Origin of the sequence: Nocardiopsis endophytica, assembly GCF_027706725.1 — a bacterium.
GTDB classification, from domain to species: domain Bacteria; phylum Actinomycetota; class Actinomycetes; order Streptosporangiales; family Streptosporangiaceae; genus Nocardiopsis_A; species Nocardiopsis_A endophytica.
Genome location: NZ_JAQFWQ010000039.1, coordinates 14,530 through 29,744, shown reverse-complemented (window position 1 = coordinate 29,744; position 15,215 = coordinate 14,530). Strand labels below are relative to the sequence as shown.

11 protein-coding genes are annotated in these 15,215 nt (G+C 74.4%); 5 read left to right on the top strand and 6 right to left on the bottom strand.

Translation table 11 applies throughout. The annotated features are described in order from the left end of the window. Nucleotides 1-165: 165 nt before the first annotated feature. Both O4J56_RS15085 and O4J56_RS15080 read right to left on the bottom strand, forming a co-directional pair. Nucleotides 166-1,875 (bottom strand): RNA polymerase sigma factor, encoded by a 1,710-nt coding sequence (locus O4J56_RS15085; RefSeq protein ID WP_270686443.1) that lies wholly within the window; start codon nucleotides 1,873-1,875, stop codon nucleotides 166-168. 351 nt (nucleotides 1,876-2,226) lie between these two features. Further along, nucleotides 2,227-4,251: a SpoIIE family protein phosphatase gene (locus tag O4J56_RS15080; RefSeq protein WP_270686414.1), complete on the bottom strand. Its 2,025-nt coding sequence runs from the start codon at nucleotides 4,249-4,251 to the stop codon at nucleotides 2,227-2,229. Nucleotides 4,252-4,809: 558 nt separating this feature from the next. Here O4J56_RS15080 and O4J56_RS15075 point away from each other — a divergent pair. Then, the gene (locus O4J56_RS15075; protein WP_270686413.1) at nucleotides 4,810-5,067 is read left to right on the top strand and encodes a hypothetical protein; all 258 of its coding nucleotides are present in this window, start codon (nucleotides 4,810-4,812) and stop codon (nucleotides 5,065-5,067) included. Between the two features lie 265 nt (nucleotides 5,068-5,332). After that, on the top strand, nucleotides 5,333-7,054 hold the full coding sequence (locus O4J56_RS15070; protein WP_270686442.1) for a hypothetical protein: 1,722 nt from the start codon (nucleotides 5,333-5,335) through the stop codon (nucleotides 7,052-7,054). A 91-nt stretch (nucleotides 7,055-7,145) separates the two neighbouring features. Here O4J56_RS15070 and O4J56_RS15065 read toward each other — a convergent pair whose 3' ends face one another. From O4J56_RS15065 to O4J56_RS15050, 4 genes are all read right to left on the bottom strand, one after another. Continuing rightward, a complete protein-coding gene (locus tag O4J56_RS15065) occupies nucleotides 7,146-7,925 on the bottom strand; it encodes a tyrosine-protein phosphatase (protein WP_270686412.1) in 780 nt (259 codons plus the stop codon). An 82-nt stretch (nucleotides 7,926-8,007) separates the two neighbouring features. Then, complete coding sequence (locus O4J56_RS15060; RefSeq protein WP_270686411.1) at nucleotides 8,008-8,730, bottom strand: nucleotidyltransferase family protein; 723 nt, start codon at nucleotides 8,728-8,730, stop codon at nucleotides 8,008-8,010. A 67-nt stretch (nucleotides 8,731-8,797) separates the two neighbouring features. Then, nucleotides 8,798-11,230 carry an AAA family ATPase gene (locus tag O4J56_RS15055; protein WP_270686410.1) on the bottom strand — a complete coding sequence of 811 codons (2,433 nt, stop codon included), beginning with the start codon at nucleotides 11,228-11,230 and terminating at the stop codon, nucleotides 8,798-8,800. Nucleotides 11,231-12,544: 1,314 nt separating this feature from the next. Next, a complete protein-coding gene (locus tag O4J56_RS15050) occupies nucleotides 12,545-13,246 on the bottom strand; it encodes a ribonuclease HII (RefSeq protein ID WP_270686409.1) in 702 nt (233 codons plus the stop codon). Between the two features lie 117 nt (nucleotides 13,247-13,363). Between O4J56_RS15050 and O4J56_RS15045 the strand changes: the two genes are divergently transcribed. The 3 genes from O4J56_RS15045 (at nucleotide 13,364) to O4J56_RS15035 (ending at nucleotide 15,087) form a co-directional block, all read left to right on the top strand. Then, on the top strand, nucleotides 13,364-13,918 hold the full coding sequence (locus O4J56_RS15045; RefSeq protein WP_270686408.1) for a histidine kinase: 555 nt from the start codon (nucleotides 13,364-13,366) through the stop codon (nucleotides 13,916-13,918). 76 nt (nucleotides 13,919-13,994) lie between these two features. Then, nucleotides 13,995-14,711: a hypothetical protein gene (locus O4J56_RS15040; protein ID WP_270686407.1), complete on the top strand. Its 717-nt coding sequence runs from the start codon at nucleotides 13,995-13,997 to the stop codon at nucleotides 14,709-14,711. 184 nt (nucleotides 14,712-14,895) lie between these two features. Then, nucleotides 14,896-15,087, top strand: a complete 192-nt coding sequence (locus tag O4J56_RS15035) for a hypothetical protein (protein WP_017627238.1) — start codon at nucleotides 14,896-14,898, stop codon at nucleotides 15,085-15,087. The last annotated feature ends 128 nt before the right edge of the window (nucleotides 15,088-15,215 follow it).

Genomic DNA, 15,215 nt, shown 5'->3' with positions numbered 1-15,215 from the left:
ACATCCGCCTCGGCGGAGCGCACCGCGGCGCCTGGTTCCCGGGCCTCGCCACACCCGGGTCGCAGGACGCGCGGTCCGCGGGCGCACCGCCGAAGCCGACGGCATCGCGGGCGCCGGCCGGGGTGAACGGCCGGCGCCCGCGGCGCCGCATCTCCTCAGACGAGGTCAGTCCAGGTAGTCGCGAAGCACCTGGGACCGCGACGGGTGCCGCAGCTTGGACATCGTCTTGCTCTCTATCTGTCGGATCCGCTCGCGCGTGACCCCGTAGACCTTCCCGATCTCGTCGAGGGTCTTGGGCTGGCCGTCGGTGAGGCCGAACCGCATGGAGACCACGCCCGCCTCGCGCTCGGACAGGGTGTCGAGCACCGAGTGGAGCTGCTCCTGCAGCAGGGTGAAGCTGACCGCCTCGCCCGGCTGGATGGCCTCGGAGTCCTCGATGAGGTCGCCGAACTCGCTGTCGCCGTCCTCGCCCAGCGGGGTGTGCAGGGAGATCGGCTCGCGGCCGTACTTCTGCACCTCCACGACCTTCTCCGGGGTCATGTCGAGCTCCTTGGCGAGCTCCTCCGGAGTGGGTTCGCGGCCGAGGTCCTGCAGCATCTGGCGCTGCACGCGGGCCAGCTTGTTGATGACCTCCACCATGTGCACCGGGATGCGGATGGTCCGCGCCTGGTCGGCCATCGCGCGCGTGATGGCCTGGCGGATCCACCAGGTGGCGTAGGTGGAGAACTTGAAGCCCTTGGTGTAGTCGAACTTCTCCACGGCGCGGATCAGGCCCAGGTTGCCCTCCTGGATCAGGTCCAGGAAGAGCATGCCGCGGCCGGTGTAGCGCTTGGCCAGCGAGACGACCAGCCGGAGGTTGGCCTCCAGCAGGTGCTTCTTGGCGCGGGCGCCGTCGCCGGCGATCCACTCCAGCTCGTCGAGGAACTCGTCGCTCAGGACGTCGCGCTCCTCGGCGAGCTTCTCCTCCGCGAACAGGCCGGCCTCGATCCGCTTGGCGAGCTCGACCTCCTGCTCGGCGTTGAGCAGCGCCACGTTGCCGATCTGCTTGAGGTAGTCCTTGACCGGGTCGGCGGTGGCGCCGGCCGCCACCACCTGCGCGGCGGGGGCGTCGTCGTCATCGTCGTAGAGGACGAAGGCCTCGTCCTCGGAGGTGTTGGCCGCCGCCTTCTCCGGGATGCCGACGACCTCGGGCTTGCCCCCGGCCGGGGCGATCGGCCCGCCGACCGGCTCGGGCTTGTCCTCGGTGTCCTCGACCAGCTCCAGCTCGGCGCCGGTGTCCTCGATCTCCTCGGAGTCGGCGACCTCGAGGTCGAGGTCGTCCCCGTCGTCCTCGGCGACCTCCAGCGCGGGCTCGTCCTTCTTCTTCGCCCCGCCCTTGGCCGCCGCCTTCTTGGCGGCGGGCGCGGCCTTGGCCGCCGGCTTGGCCGCGGCCTTCTTGGCGGCCGCCTTCTTCGCCGGGCGCGCCTGGGCCTCATCGGCCTCGGCGGCCCGCTTGCGCGGGGCGTCCTCGGCGGCGCCGGAGTCCACGACCGCGGTCACCGTCTCGGGCTGCTCCTGCGCCGCGGCGGCGCGCCGCGTGGTGCGGGAGGCCGAACCGGACGCGGAGGCCGACGAGGGCTGGGCCGAGGAGGCGGACGGCGCGGAGGAGGACCGGGCGGCCGGCTTCTTCGGGGCCGCGTTCTTGCGGCGCGCGGACTTGCGGCGCGAGGGCGCGGACTCCTCGGCACCGACGACGAGGGTGACGCCCTCCTTGGTCAGGCTGCGCAGCACGGCCTGGGCCTGGGACATCGGGATGTCGGCCTCTTCGAAGGCACGGCGCACGTCCTCGGGCTCAAGGTACCCCTGGGACCGCCCACGCTCGATCAGCTGCTGGATGACGGGCTCTTGCAGCGACTCCGGCTGTTTAGAGCGGGTCGAACTGGCAGGTGACACAAACACCTCTCGAACGGACGTGTGGCGAGATTGCTGGACCCGGCGGTCCGAAGACCTGTGGGAGGCGGAGCCACCGCCCCCCGGCTGTTGCCCGGGATCGTCCCCGCCCGCGAGGCGGGGTTGCCGATTCCCTATCAGCGTATGCGCCCTCTCTAGCGTTTGGGCCCATCCGCCCAGTAGGATTTTTCTCCGCGGCCGCACGGATCCGATCCCACTGTCGGGTCCTGACCCCACCCCCCGCGTGAGCGGGGATGATGGTTCCTCCACCTTAGGTGTCGGACTTGTTCTTACGGTCTACGCCTCCGGTGCGGCCTCGATCACCGGGAGGTGGACGGCGAGCAGCGTGACGTCGTCGTCCTGCTCATACCCTGCGAGCATGCCCTCCACAAGGTACTGGAGCATGTGCTGTGGATCCCCCACCACCTCCGGCGGCGCCTGAGACGCAACGGTGACCAATTCTTCCAGCCCGGACGCGACGGACCGCCTCCGGTTCTCAACAAGTCCATCGGAGTAGAGCACCACGGTGTTACCGGGTTGGACGAAAAACTTATGATGGCCCCGCTCGGCCCGCACGCCCAGGGGCGTGTCGGGCTCGGTCTCCAGCAGCCAGGGCTCGGTGCTCTCGGTGACCACCAGCGGCGGCAGGTGCCCGGCGTTGCTCAGGTCGATCTGGCCGGTCTCCGGGTCGAGCACGAAGTACACGAGCGTGGTCACCTGGTCGGCGCCCTCGGTGGCGTCGAACATGCGGTCCAGGCCGGTGAGCACGTCGGCGGGCTCGGGCATGCTGAAGGCCAGCGCCCGCAGCGCGTTGCGCACCCGGCTCATCCCGGTGGCGGCCTTGATGCCCTTGCCCATGACGTCGCCCAGCACCCCGGCCACGCGGCCGTCGGGCAGCGGGAAGGCGTCGTACCAGTCGCCGCCGACCTGCACGTGCTGGGTGCCCGAGCGGTAGAAGGCGCGCATCCGCACGCCCTGCACCTCCGGCAGGTCCTCGGGCAGCAGGCTGGCCTGCAGCGCCTCGGCGGTGCGGTGCTCGCGCTCGAAGAGCTTGGCCCGCTCCAGCGCCAGGGCGCACTGGCCGGCCAGCGCCTCCAGGAAGACCTTCTCCTCGTCGGGCACGTCGCGCGCGGCGGCGTAGGAGAAGCCCAGGGCGCCGATCGGTTTGCCGCCGCTGAGCAGTGGCAGCGCGGCCCAGGCACGTTCGCCGGGGGCGGGCTCCTCCGCGGCGGCCTCGTGCTCCTCCTCCTCCAGCAGGGCGCGCAGCTCCTCGGGCCGTCCGGCGAAGCGCGGGCGCAGGTCGCGCACGGCCAGCCCCATCAGGGCGTCCTGCCCGGCCCCGGCGGAGCGGGCGCGCTCGGGCACCCCGGACTCGCCGATCACCCGCAGCCGGGTGCGGCCGTCGTCCAGCTCGGCCACGCGGGTGCGGTCGGCGCCCACGGCCGAGCGGCCGATCTCCGCCATGGCCTGCACGACCTCGGCGACGGTGAGCGCCTCGGCCAGGTCGGCGGTGGCCTTCTGCAGGCGCACGGTGCGCAGGGCCGCCTCGCCGAGCTGCTGGGTGAGGCGCTGGCGCATCTCGTCGCCCTCGTGCTGGGTGGTCACGTCGGTGTTGTGGCCGACCCACTCGGAGGCCGCCCCGTCGCCGATCAGCAGCGCGCGGGAGCGGAAGTGGCGGTGGTCGCCGGAGCGGGTGCGCACCCGGAAGGTCTCGTCGAACAGGGTGCGGTCGGCGACCGCGTCGTCCCAGGCGCGCTCCACCCGCGGGCGGTCGTCGGGGTGGACGGCGTCGAGCCAGCCCCGGCCCCGGTACTCCTCCTCCGACTGGCCGGTGACCGCGCGCCACTCCGGGCAGTCCTCGGTGACCAGGCCGTCGGTGCACGCGGTCCACACCACCTGGTTGGTGGCGGCCAGCAGGGCCCGGTAGCGCTCCTCGGTGCGGCGGCGGCCGTTCTTCTCGCCCAGGTCGACGGCGATCAGGGCCACCCCGTCGACGTCGCCGGCGCCGTCGTGCACCGGGAACCAGGACAGCGCCCAGTGGCCGCCGTCCCCGGCCGCGGGGAAGCGGTGCTCGCCGCACAGGTCGCGGTCGCCGGTGATGACGGCCGCCAGGGCGGTCTCGTGGGCGGCGGCGTCGGCCGGGCCGAGCACGTCGGCGGGGCGCAGTCCGAGGCAGTCCTGCTCGTCCACCCCGTACACGGCGGCCAGGGACGGGTTGACCCGCTGGAAGCGGCAGGAGGAGTCGAAGAGCGCGAAGCCGATCGGGGCTTCCTTGAGGATCGTGTCCAGCAGCGCCGAGTCGGAGGGGCCGAGTCCGGACATGCGAGGGAGCGGAACGGACGTCTCGGTGCTCACCAGTGACACCTCCGGGGGGTCCTTCCCCCGTTGGACGGGGGCTCGCGCGCGCGAGCGCCGGAAACACGTGCACATCTGCTCCGGCCGGGCCGCGCTCGGCGGACGGGGCGGAGGGCCCCGCCCGAGGGGCGATGCGGCGCGGCTCGGTCGCCGCCACCGCCACAGCATAAGCCACATCGGTCCGGCGGGCCGGACGGCGACGGAAAGTCGGGGGCGACTGCAGAGGACAGATGATACGCCGTCCCTTTTCTCCCCGCCTTCCCCTGCCGGTTTTTCGGCCCCCCTTTTTTCGCCCTGTCCCGTGGGCCCCCCGCACGCCGCGGTGGAGGGGGCCGTCGCAACGGTTCGGACCGCCACGACCGAAACCCCTCCTGCCCGACCGCGCCCCGCGCGCCCCACCGGTTCGCCCGCAGGGCTTAAAGGCTGGGCAAGGTCTGCCCCGACGGGTCTTGACACTCCCTCCCGCGCGGATGAAATGGATGGTGGTCACCGTCCGACCACCGCCGGCGAGAGGCGTGAGCGAGGATGCTCCAGACTTTTCCCGCGACCGGGCTGCAACAGGTCGCCCGGCGCCTGAACGACGAGTTCGGCTCCCTGTCCCCGAGATTCGTGGAGCGCTGCGTCTGCGATGCCTGGAACTGCGCCGAGCACCTCGGCTTCCAGGCGACCCCGGTCCTGGTGGAGCGGGTCGCCCGGGAACGGCTCCAGGCCATGGTGATGTCCCAGCCGCCGTCGGGGAGGCTGGCGCCGCCGCGCCTGCCCGACCACGACACGCTGGACTGAACCGGCCGCGGCGCCTCCGGGGACGGGCGCCGCACCGCCGTCGTTCACGCACGTTTCCCGCGCGATCCCTCCGGCATTCGCACGGGGCCGCCGCCGGAGCCCCGGCCCCTCTCCCACCGCCCCGGCGGACACCGGACGCCCCGCCTTTCCGCGGTCCTGTTCATCGGCGGCGTGCGGCCGCGGCATGTGCCATAGGCTCGGGCAGGTGTCCGTACCTCCCCTTCCCCCGGGCTCCGGAGCCGCCCCGGAGCCGGTCTTCGACGAGATGCTCCGGGTGGCCCGCGCCCTGCTGGCGATGCGCGACCCGCTCGACGCCGAGCTCGCGCTGAGCCGGATGCTGGGCGCCTGGTGGGGCCGGAGCATGCCGGGGATGAGCGGTGACGACGTCGAGCGCCACCTGGGCGAGGGGCTGATCGCGCGCGCCACCGCCGCGCGCAGCCCGGCCGGTCTGGCCCTGCTGTCCGGGATCGCCGCGCTCGGTCCGACCGAGCACCGCCGGGAGCTGGCCCGGCAGGGGGCGCTGGCCCTGTCCGACCACGGCATGGCGCTGCCCGCGTGGGTGCGGGAGCTGGGCGCGGCCCGGCCGGTGGCGGCGTACCGCTCCGGGGACCGGTTCGGCGACGCCGACGAGGTGGTGTGCACCTTCCGGCGGACGACCGAGGCGGAGGACCCGGCGGACGGGCCCGCCGCGGGGTCCGGGGCCGCGGACGCGCCCGGCGAGCCGGACGAGGCGTCGGCGACCCACGCGCTCATCGCCGTCATCGACCACAACGCGGGGGGCGTGCTGCGGGACGCCTGGGTGACGAGCAAGGTGGGCCGCCTGCTGGAGCACGCCCGCACCGAGGCCGGGCACAACCCGATGGCGGTCTTCACCCGGATCTCCCCCGGCCGGGCGCGCACGCTGCTGGAGGCGGCGCTGCGGCGCACCGACCGGGTCGTGGCGGGCGGCACGGGTCGCCCGGCGCGGCTCACCGCCGCCCGGCGCGACGACCTGCTGGGCGGGTCGCTCAGCTCGGTGCACGCGCTGCTGCGGTCGCGGATGCGGGCGCTGCCCCGGGAGGGGCGCCCGGCGCCGGAGCCGGTGTGGCGGCGCGACGACCGGGCCACCCTCGCGGCGCGCTTCCTGGCCTCGGAGACCGCCGCCGAGCTGTCCGACTCCTACGCCGCCAGCCGGTGCGTGGACCACATCATCGCCTACGGGTGCGACGTGGACGGCGGGCGCCCGCTGCGGGTGAGCCCCCGCAAGGTGGAGGCGTTCCTGCTCACCTGGCTTCCGCGCCGTGTGGTGCTGCTGCGCGAGGAGTGCGAGGCGATGCCGCACGTGCTGGGCGCGTGGATCCGCTGGGCGGGCCCCCGGTGGGGGCTGCCCGAACCGGCGGTCGGGGCGGCGCTGGACGCGCTGTGGGAGGCGATCGGACCGTTCACCGAGACCTACAGGGACCCGGCCGAGTCGCTCGGGCTGGGCCGCCGCGAGGTGCGGCGGCTGCTGCCGGACGGGGACCTGGAGGCGCTGCCGCGGCGCATGTTCGCCTTCCCGCTGCTGGCGGGCGACCTGCTGGACGACGCCGAGGGGGCGTTCGACCCGTCGACCGCGCAGGGGCGGCGGGCGCTGCTCAAGCTGGACCACTTCGGCGAGATCGACGACCCCGAGGGGCGCCCGCGCGGCCGCCACTCGGTCGACGGCGGGAGGACCGGGGCCCACCGCCGTGCGGCGTCGGGTTCGGGGCGGGGCGGCACGGGGTGTTCCGGTCGGGCGTCCGAGCGGGATTCGGACCGGGCGGCGGCCGAAGCCGAGCTGGCCGCCCACGAGCGGTTGGCCGAACGGCTGTGGGAGGGCGACCCGCCGGAACTGTGGGCGGCGGCCCAGCGCCTCCTGGACCGGGGCGAGAGCCGCCCGGCGGTACTGCGGGCGCTGATCGCGGCCATGGAGGCCGCCGACCGCTCGGGACGCCCGGGTGCCCTGGCCGATCACCTGAACGACCTGTAGCGCTCCGCACCTCGTTGATCTCGGGGAAGTCGGGCTTATGCTGTCCGTTTTTACCCCGACTTCCCCGAGATCAACGGCGCAGGGGCGGGCGTCAGCCCTCCAGCATGCGCTCGCGCAGGGTGGTGATGAGGTCCGGGGCCAGCTTCAGGCCCTTGGACACGTAGGCGTCGAACGTCCCGTAGGCCCGCTCCACCTCGGCGAAGGCCTCCGCCAGGTACTCCTCGCGCACCTGGACGATCGGCTCGAGCAGGTCGCCGTCGACCCCGTTGCGCTCGGCCTGGCGGCGCATCGCCCGGCGCAGCCGGCCCATGCGCGGGTTGCTGGCCAGGTAGTCCTCGAACACCGTCTCCCGGTCCGCGCCCAGCAGGGTCAGCAGCAGCGCCGCGCCCCAGCCGGTGCGGTCCTTCCCGGCGGTGCAGTGGAACACCGCGGCGGTCGGCCCGGTCGCGGCGCGGCGGACCAGCTCCGAGTAGGCGGCGTTGGCGTCCGGCTCGGTCACCAGGACCCGGTTGACCTCCAGCATGAACGCGGCCGCTCCCCCGCCGCCCAGCGCCTCGGTGGCCGCCCGCGGGTCGGTCAGCAGGCGCTCCAGGTCGCCGCCGGTGGAGTGGTTGCCCTGCACGTCGAGCACGGCGTACTCGGCGCCCTCGGGCACCCGGTCGGGCTCGGCGGCGCGCTCGTGCGCGGTCCGCAGGTCGAGCACCTGGCGCAGCCCGAGCCGGGACAGCGCGGCGAAGTCCCCGTCGTCCACCCGGGCCAGGGCGTCGGCGCGGTACAGCAGGCCGCGGCGCACGACGGCGCCGTCGGCCGCGCGGTAGCCGCCGAGGTCGCGGAGGTTGGGGAGGGTGGCGAGGGCGGAGTCGTTCGTCATCGGGCCGAGCCTACCGCCCGGTCCGTCGGCCCTGCCCTGCAGGGGCGGGCGGCCGAGCGGGGCCGGGGGCGGCGGCGGGCGGTCAGCCCTTGCGCGCGAACAGCTCCGGGATCTGCTCGCCCGCCTCCTTGACGTCCTTCACGGTGTCCACGCCCCGCCAGAAGCCGTCGATCCTGTACCCCGCCAGGCGCTTCTCCTCGGCCAGGCGCGGGAAGGTGGTCGACTCGTGGTCGCCCTTCACCGGCAGCAGCTCGGTGGCGGCCGCCTCGAAGATGTACACCCCGGCGTTGATCCAGAACGGCAGCATGGGGCTCTGCGTGAAGCCCTCGATGGTGCCGCCCTCGTCCACCTCCACGATGCCCCAGCTCGTCTGGTACTGGGCCAGGGCCAGGCTGGCCATGGCGCCCTTCTCGCGGTGGAAGGCGGTGAACGCGTCCAGCGGGAACCAGGTGAGCACGTCCCCGTTGAGCGCGAAGTAGGGGGCGCCGGAGTCGCGCAGCCCGGTGGCGGCGAAGCGCAGCGCACCCCCGCGCCCCAGCGGCTCGTCCTCCACCAGCAGGGTGACCTCCGGGCCCTCGGTGCGCGCGGACAGGTGCTCGCGCAGCACGTCGGCCTTGTAGCCGCAGGACACCACCACGTGCTCCACGCCGTGGCCGGCCAGCCACTCCAGCTGGTAGTCGATGATGGGCCGGTCGGCGACCTCGACCATCGCCTTGGGGCGGGTGTCGGTGTAGGGGCGCAGGCGCGTGGCCTGGCCCCCCGCGAGGATGACGGCTTCCCGGATCGGAGCGCTGGGTGCGTTCATGGAGCGGACACTAGCAGGGCCCGCGGCGGCGCGGCGGGGCCGTCCGGGGCACCGGAGGGGCCGCCCGTCACCGCTGGGTGATCTCCTCGTAGGCCGAGCGCAGGTCGGCGCTGGTCACCCGGGTGAGCTCCGCGGCGGTGGCGGCCTCGCCCAGGTCCTCGGCCACCCGCAGGTCGCGGTGGGAGCAGGCCTTCTCGTAGAGCGAGCGGGCGAAGCGGCCGTTGCCCAGCTCGTCGATCCACCCCTCCTCGCACACGTAGCCGAAGATGCTGCGCAGGTCCTCGCGGGCCTCCTCGTCGAAGGAGTCGCCGGTGCGGGCCGCGACGGCGTCGGCGATCGACGACAGCTCGTCGGGGGTGTAGCTGGGGAAGCCGACCCGCACGTTGAAGCGCGACGCCAGGCCCGCGTTGCTGGCCAGGAAGCGGTCCATCTCCCTGGGGTAGCCGGCGAGCACGATCACCAGGCGGGAGCGGTCGTCCTCGGCCCGCTTGAGCAGCGTCTGGATGGCCTCGGCGCCGAACGCGTCGCCGCCGCTGTAGCCCGGGTTGGCCAGGGCGTAGGCCTCGTCGACGAAGAGCACCCCGCCCAGGGCGCGGTCGACGAGCTTGTTGGTCTTGATGGCGGTGGCGCCCAGGTGCTCGCCGACCAGGTCCGAGCGCTGGGCCTCGACGACCTCTGCGCGGGTGAGCAGGCCCAGGGCGGCGAAGACGCGCCCCAGCACCCGGGCGACGCTGGTCTTGCCGGTGCCGGGCGGACCGGAGAAGACGAAGTGCCGCATGGGGGGCTGGGTGGGCAGGCCCTGCTCCTCGCGCAGCCGGACCACGCGGAGCTGGGCGGCGATCGAGCGGACCTGGCGCTTGACCGGCTCCAGCCCGATCATCTCGTCCAGCTCGGCCAGCGCGCCCTCCAGGTCGGGGGCGTCGCCGAAGCCGGGGAGGCGGGCGGTGAGCCCCTCGTAGGCGGCGGCGATGTCGGGCTCGCGCACGGTCACCAGGTCGTCGGGGGCGGGGGTGTCGGCGGTCCCGGAGGTCACCACCCGGACGTCGCGCGCCTCGGCGGCCTTCTCCACCAGGGAGCGGGCGAAGCGGCCGTTGCCCAGCTCGTCGACGGCGCCGCGCTGCTCGACCTCCTCCAGGCGGCGGCGGAGCCCGGGCAGCGCGTCGGGGTCGAGCAGGTCGCCGCGGGCGGCGAAGAGGTGCTCGCAGATGCGGCGCAGCTCCTCGCACGAGTAGCTGGGGAAGGTCACCCGGGTGGAGAAGCGGGAGGCCAGGCCGGGGTTGGAGGCGAGGAACCGGTCCATCTCCTCCTCGTATCCGGCGAGGATGACGACGAGGCGGTCGCGGTCGTCCTCGGCCCGCTTGAGCAGGGTCTGCACGGCCTCGCTGCCGAACCGGTCGGGCTGCCCGTCGCCCTCGTTGACCAGGGAGTAGGCCTCGTCGATGAAGAGCACCCCGCCCAGGGCGCTGTCCACCAGGGCGTTGGTCTTGATCGCGGTGGCGCCCAGGTACTCGCCGACCAGGTCGGCCCGCTGGGCCTCCACCACGCGGGCGGAGGGCAGCAGCCCGAAGGAGTGGAAGACGGTGGCCAGGGTGCGGGCGACGCTGGTCTTGCCGGTGCCGGGCGGGCCGGAGAAGACCAGGTGGCGCAGGGGCTTGTCGACGGCGTACCCGGCGTCGGCGCGCAGCCGGGCGGCCTCGATGGAGGCGGCGATGGCCCGGACCTGCTGCTTGACCGGGTCCAGGCCGATCATGTTCTCCAGCCGGGCCAGGGCCTCGTCGACCGGGATGGGCTCGCCGCCGTCGTCGGGGGCCGCGCCCGTGTCCCGCTCGGCGGCGGGGCGGGCGCCGCGGGCGCGGACGGTGCGCGGGTCGGGCGCCGCGCCGGAGGCGGCGCCCCCGTCCCGGCCGGACGGCCCGGCGCCCACCTGCACCATGCCCCGGCGCAGGCGGTAGGCGGCCACGGCGCGCCAGACCAGTGCGGCGGCGGCCGCGCAGGCGGCGGTGAGGGGGCCCAGCGCGGGCGGGGCGCCGCCGGCGATCATCCCGGCGAGGCCGGTGCCCATGCCCGCGATGAGGGCGACGAGCAGGGCCAGCAGGGTGGTGTGCCAGACGGGGAACTCCCGGATGCGGGAGGCGGCCAGGGAGACCAGGAGGGGGATGAGCGGGAGCAGGAGGAGGACCGAGCGGTCGGCGACGGGGATGGGGATCTGCAGCAGTAAGAAGGCGACGACCAGCCAGGCGATGCTCACCAGGGTGGTGGCGACGGCGTCGGAGGAGTGCATGAGGGCGGCGCCGACGGCCAGCAGGGCCACGGCGGCGGTGATCCCGCCCAGGACGGGCAGGCCCGCGATGAACGCGGCGATCCCGGCGACGGCGACCACGACCAGCCCCGCGGTCCATCGCGTCTTGGGCGGCCGGGCGCGGTAGGCGGCCCGGGCGCGTTCCAGGGGGGATCCGGCCGTCCCGGTACGGACCGAGCGGGACCGGTCTTCGCGCGGCATACCCGTGCCTCCCTCATCCCGTCGCCTCCGCGGTCCGTCCCATACTGCCGCGAATGCCGGGGGCGGGAGAACAGCCCGGCCCGCCCCCGCCCGGCGTGTCGCCGGGCCGAAGACACGGTTCGACCCGCCTGACAATAGCCGGGTCACACGCGGTGAGGACGCGGGAACACCACCGGAGGAGGGGCCGATCCATGACCGAGCGGTGTCGGAGGGCACCTCACTCCGTGGTCACCGGAGGTGCCCTACTCAAGGGCCCCAGCCGGGAGACAGGCCCCCGGAGCGCGGGGTCGATGGCAGCGACGACAGGGGGCAGCGGTCATTACGCCAGCGTGGTCGACCGGCAGGCGTGTGCGTGGTCGCTGTGGGTGGCGGCGAACGGAGTGAGCCGGGCGGTTCCCCGACCCTGCCTGCCGGGCGGCAGGCCCCTCGCGGTCCCGGCGGCCGGGCGGCAGAGCAGGTCCCCCACGTATGGGCCCCGGCCGGGCGAAGGGCCGCCCGGGTGCCGGGGAGGAAGGCAGCGACGACGAAGGTCGGCGGCCCCTACCTGCAGCGCTGTCGGCCGATAGGCGCGTGCGGGGGTCGCCGTTCTGGTATCGCGATGAACGCACGCCCGCGCCTCCTGCCAGGCCGCCCCGGGCGCCGAACAGAGCGCTAGAGGGGTCCCGGCGCCCTCAGAAACGGGCAAACCAGACACCGAGCCGGTAGCGGATCGACCGGAACCCGCCTTCCGGGAACCTCGGGCGCCCTGGGGTCATCTTGAGTGGTGATATCGACACCTGATCTGCATAAAAGCGTCGATTTCACGACGCGGGATGCCCGATCCCTCCACCCGCCGTCCGATATGCCCGGTATGCGTGGTTCGGCCGGTCCCCGAGGAGAGGCACAGGCGCCGCGGCCGCCACGAACGCGGACGACCACGCACCCCGCCCACCGCGCCACCACCCGGACCGCGAGCAGGCTCGCGCCCGGCAGGCAGGACCCGGGAACCGCCCGGCTCACCCCGTCGCCGCCAACCACGGCGACCACGCACACGCGCCGCACCCGACAACGCTGCAGGCAGGGCCGCCGACCTTCGTCGCCGCCCTCCTCCCCGACACCCAGGTGGCCTACCGCCCGGCCAGGGCCCTTGAGCGGGGGACCTGCTCAGCCGCCCGCCCACCCGGACCGCGAGCAGGCTCGCGCCCGGCAGACAGGGCCCGGAAAACGCCCGGCTCACCCCGTCGCCGCCGACCACGGCGACCACGCACACGCGCCGCACCCGACAACGCTGCATGCAGGGCCGCCGACCTTCGTCGTTGCCCGGTCCGGCCTTCCTCAGATGAGGGCCGTCTGGCCTGCTGGGCCCGGTTTGGGTTTGCGCAGGTGGGTCCACTTCGGCAGGTCGTCCATGAACGACCAGCTGACCCTGTGATACCGGGTCGGGCCGCGTTCGGCGAGGGCGGCGCGGTGCACCGGGGACGGGTACCCGGCGGCGGTCGTGAAGCCGTAGCCGGGGCACTCCTCCTCCAGGTCCGCCATCCACGCGTCGCGGTACACCTTGGCCAGCACCGACGCCGCCGCCACGCTCACGCACGCCAGGTCGGCGCCCACCTGGGTGCGTACCGCCCACGGCGAGCCCAGGTAGTCGTGCTTGCCGTCGAGGATCACCGCGTCGGGGCGCTCCCGCAGTCCTTCCAGCGCCCGGCGGGCCGCCAGGCGGAGGGCCGCCGTCATGCCCAGCTCGTCGATCTCCTCGGCCTCGGCGCGGCCGATGGCGTGGTCGGCCACCCAGGGGCCCAGAGCCTCGGCCATGGCCGTGCGGCGCTTGGGGGTGAGCTTCTTGGAGTCGGTCAGGCCCTCCGGCGCGGGGCTGCCGTCGGCCACCGCCGCGCACACCACCACCGGCCCCGCCCAGGCGCCGCGCCCGACCTCGTCGACGCCGGCCACGGTGCGCGCCCCGGCCCCGGCGAGCTCCTGCTCCAGCCGGTAGTCGGGTACGGGCACCCCTTCGTTCGGGGCGGGTGTCGAGGCTGCCACGGCCCACCACCCTACTGCTCCGGGGCGATTCACCGCACCCCGCGTGTGACTCAGAGCCATCAGCCGTCACCTTGGGTAGTTTCCCTGGGGATCGGACGGTGGAAGAGGGGGCGGTGGATGCGGACCACCGACGGAGGACCGGCCCGCGCGGGGGCCGGGGAGCGGCTCCGGGACGCGGCGGTGCTGGCATTGCGGCTCGGCGCCGCCTGGGTGGTCGCGGAGCACGCGCTGCGGCGGCTCGCGGAGGGCCCACCGGACGGGGCCGGGGAGGCGGCGGCCCAAGTGGAGCTGGCGTGCGCGGCGATGCTCGCCGCCGGGCTGGGGCTGCCCATCGCCGGTGGACTCACCGCCCTCCTGGCCGCCGCCGGGGCCGGTGCGGTCTGGGCCGGGCGGACCGATCTTCCGGGGGTCCCGGACGACGCCGGGGCCGCGCAGCTCGCGCTGCTCTCCGCCGCCTGCCTGCTGGCCGCCGTCACCCCGGGGCGCTACGCGCTGGACCGGCTCGCGCGCCGCGGGGCCCGGCGGGTGCGGGGCGCCCCTTCCGAGCGCGCCCGCGCGCGTGCGGGCGGTCCGGGCGGATCCTTCCCCAGTCGTGCCCGAAGGCCCGAAGAAGCACCGCCTCTCCCCTATCCTGAAGGGCGGGCCGCGACGACGCGGCCGTCACGCACCTGACGCGCCGCCGGTGGCCCGCTCCCCCGGACGGTCGTGCGATTCCACTCACCACGTCCACCCTGGGGGAACGCTCTCCATGACCGCCTCGGCTCCCAAGCACGGTCCGTCACCGGCGCAGGGCTCCGAGCCACGCACCGGCGGCACGAGCGGCGCCGGAAGCGGCGACGACCCGGTCGCTCCGCTGCTGCGGATCGCCCACCGGCCCACGCTCGCCCGCCGCCTGGTGTCCTGGTCCTCCCGCCCGCCCGGGCGGCTGTACCTGCCCGCGTGCGCCTGCATCGGCCTGGTCCTCCTCTACGAGGACAGCGTGCCCGGCGGCCACCTGCCCGCCTTCGTCCTGGGCATGGGCGGCGGCGCCGTCCTGGCCGCCATGGGCGCCCTGCGCCTGGGGATCGCCATGGGTGTGGCCCGCCCGATGGTGCGGCGCTACTGGATGCGCTGGATCGCCGCGCCCCTGGTGGCCACCGCCGCGATCGTGCTGGCCGTCGCCGACATCCCGCTGCAGGGCCGGGTCGCCGCCTCCGCCGAACAGCTCATGGAGGTGCGCGACACCGCCAACAGCTCCACCACCGTCCCGATGAACGGCGACTGGGCGGGGCTGTACCCGCTGACCTCGGTGGGCGTGCTGGAGGACGGCACCACCCTGTACGGGGTGCAGGGCGCGGGCCTGCTGAACCGGTCGGGCCTGGCCTACAGCCCCGAGCCGCTGGACGAGGGCGTGTTCATCGGCGGGCACGGCAACCGCGTCTACGAGCACATCACCGACGGCTGGTACGCCTGGACCGCGTACTGATCCCCGCCCGTCCGCGGGTTTCCCCGCGGACGCCGGCAGAAGGTTCCCGCGGCGCCGGTGTCGTATGTCACCGGCGCTTTTCTCCTCCGTCTCCACGCCTCTAACCCCCGCTTTATCCGGCGCCGGTAGAAATGGTGGTGCCAACAACGGAGAAGGACTTGCCCGGAAGGGACGGGTATCGGCGATGAGTGAGTTCCTGACCACCCTGCACCTGCGCATCTACGACGCCACGCGGGCGCTGCGCCGTGCGCACGCACGCGGCGACGAGGAGCTGTGCCTGGCGCAGGCGGCGGAGATCGAGGACCTGGTGGAGATCGCCGCCCGCCACGGAATCGACATCGACAGCGGGTACCGGACGCTGGTCGAGGCGGCCTGAGCCGCCGCCGGGAAACACCCCGAAAATAATTGTTCCCGGATTCGACCGATCCCGCCTGTGCGGCGGTGGGAATCCGGGAACAATCTCCCCCCGATGGCTCCGACACTACCGGCGCCGGATTCAAGCCG

What these genes read in the sequence shown, in the direction of transcription:
- O4J56_RS15035 (WP_017627238.1), top strand. Translation starts at nt 14,896, where the DNA reads ATGAGTGAGTTCCTGACCACCCTGCACCTGCGCATCTACGACGCCACG.
- O4J56_RS15060 (WP_270686411.1), bottom strand. Translation starts at nt 8,730, where the DNA reads ATGAACGCACCCAGCGCTCCGATCCGGGAAGCCGTCATCCTCGCGGGG.
- O4J56_RS15065 (WP_270686412.1), bottom strand. Translation starts at nt 7,925, where the DNA reads ATGACGAACGACTCCGCCCTCGCCACCCTCCCCAACCTCCGCGACCTC.
- O4J56_RS15075 (WP_270686413.1), top strand. Translation starts at nt 4,810, where the DNA reads ATGCTCCAGACTTTTCCCGCGACCGGGCTGCAACAGGTCGCCCGGCGC.
- O4J56_RS15045 (WP_270686408.1), top strand. Translation starts at nt 13,364, where the DNA reads ATGCGGACCACCGACGGAGGACCGGCCCGCGCGGGGGCCGGGGAGCGG.
- O4J56_RS15040 (WP_270686407.1), top strand. Translation starts at nt 13,995, where the DNA reads ATGACCGCCTCGGCTCCCAAGCACGGTCCGTCACCGGCGCAGGGCTCC.
- O4J56_RS15070 (WP_270686442.1), top strand. Translation starts at nt 5,333, where the DNA reads ATGCTCCGGGTGGCCCGCGCCCTGCTGGCGATGCGCGACCCGCTCGAC.
- O4J56_RS15080 (WP_270686414.1), bottom strand. Translation starts at nt 4,251, where the DNA reads ATGTCCGGACTCGGCCCCTCCGACTCGGCGCTGCTGGACACGATCCTC.
- O4J56_RS15055 (WP_270686410.1), bottom strand. Translation starts at nt 11,230, where the DNA reads ATGCCGCGCGAAGACCGGTCCCGCTCGGTCCGTACCGGGACGGCCGGA.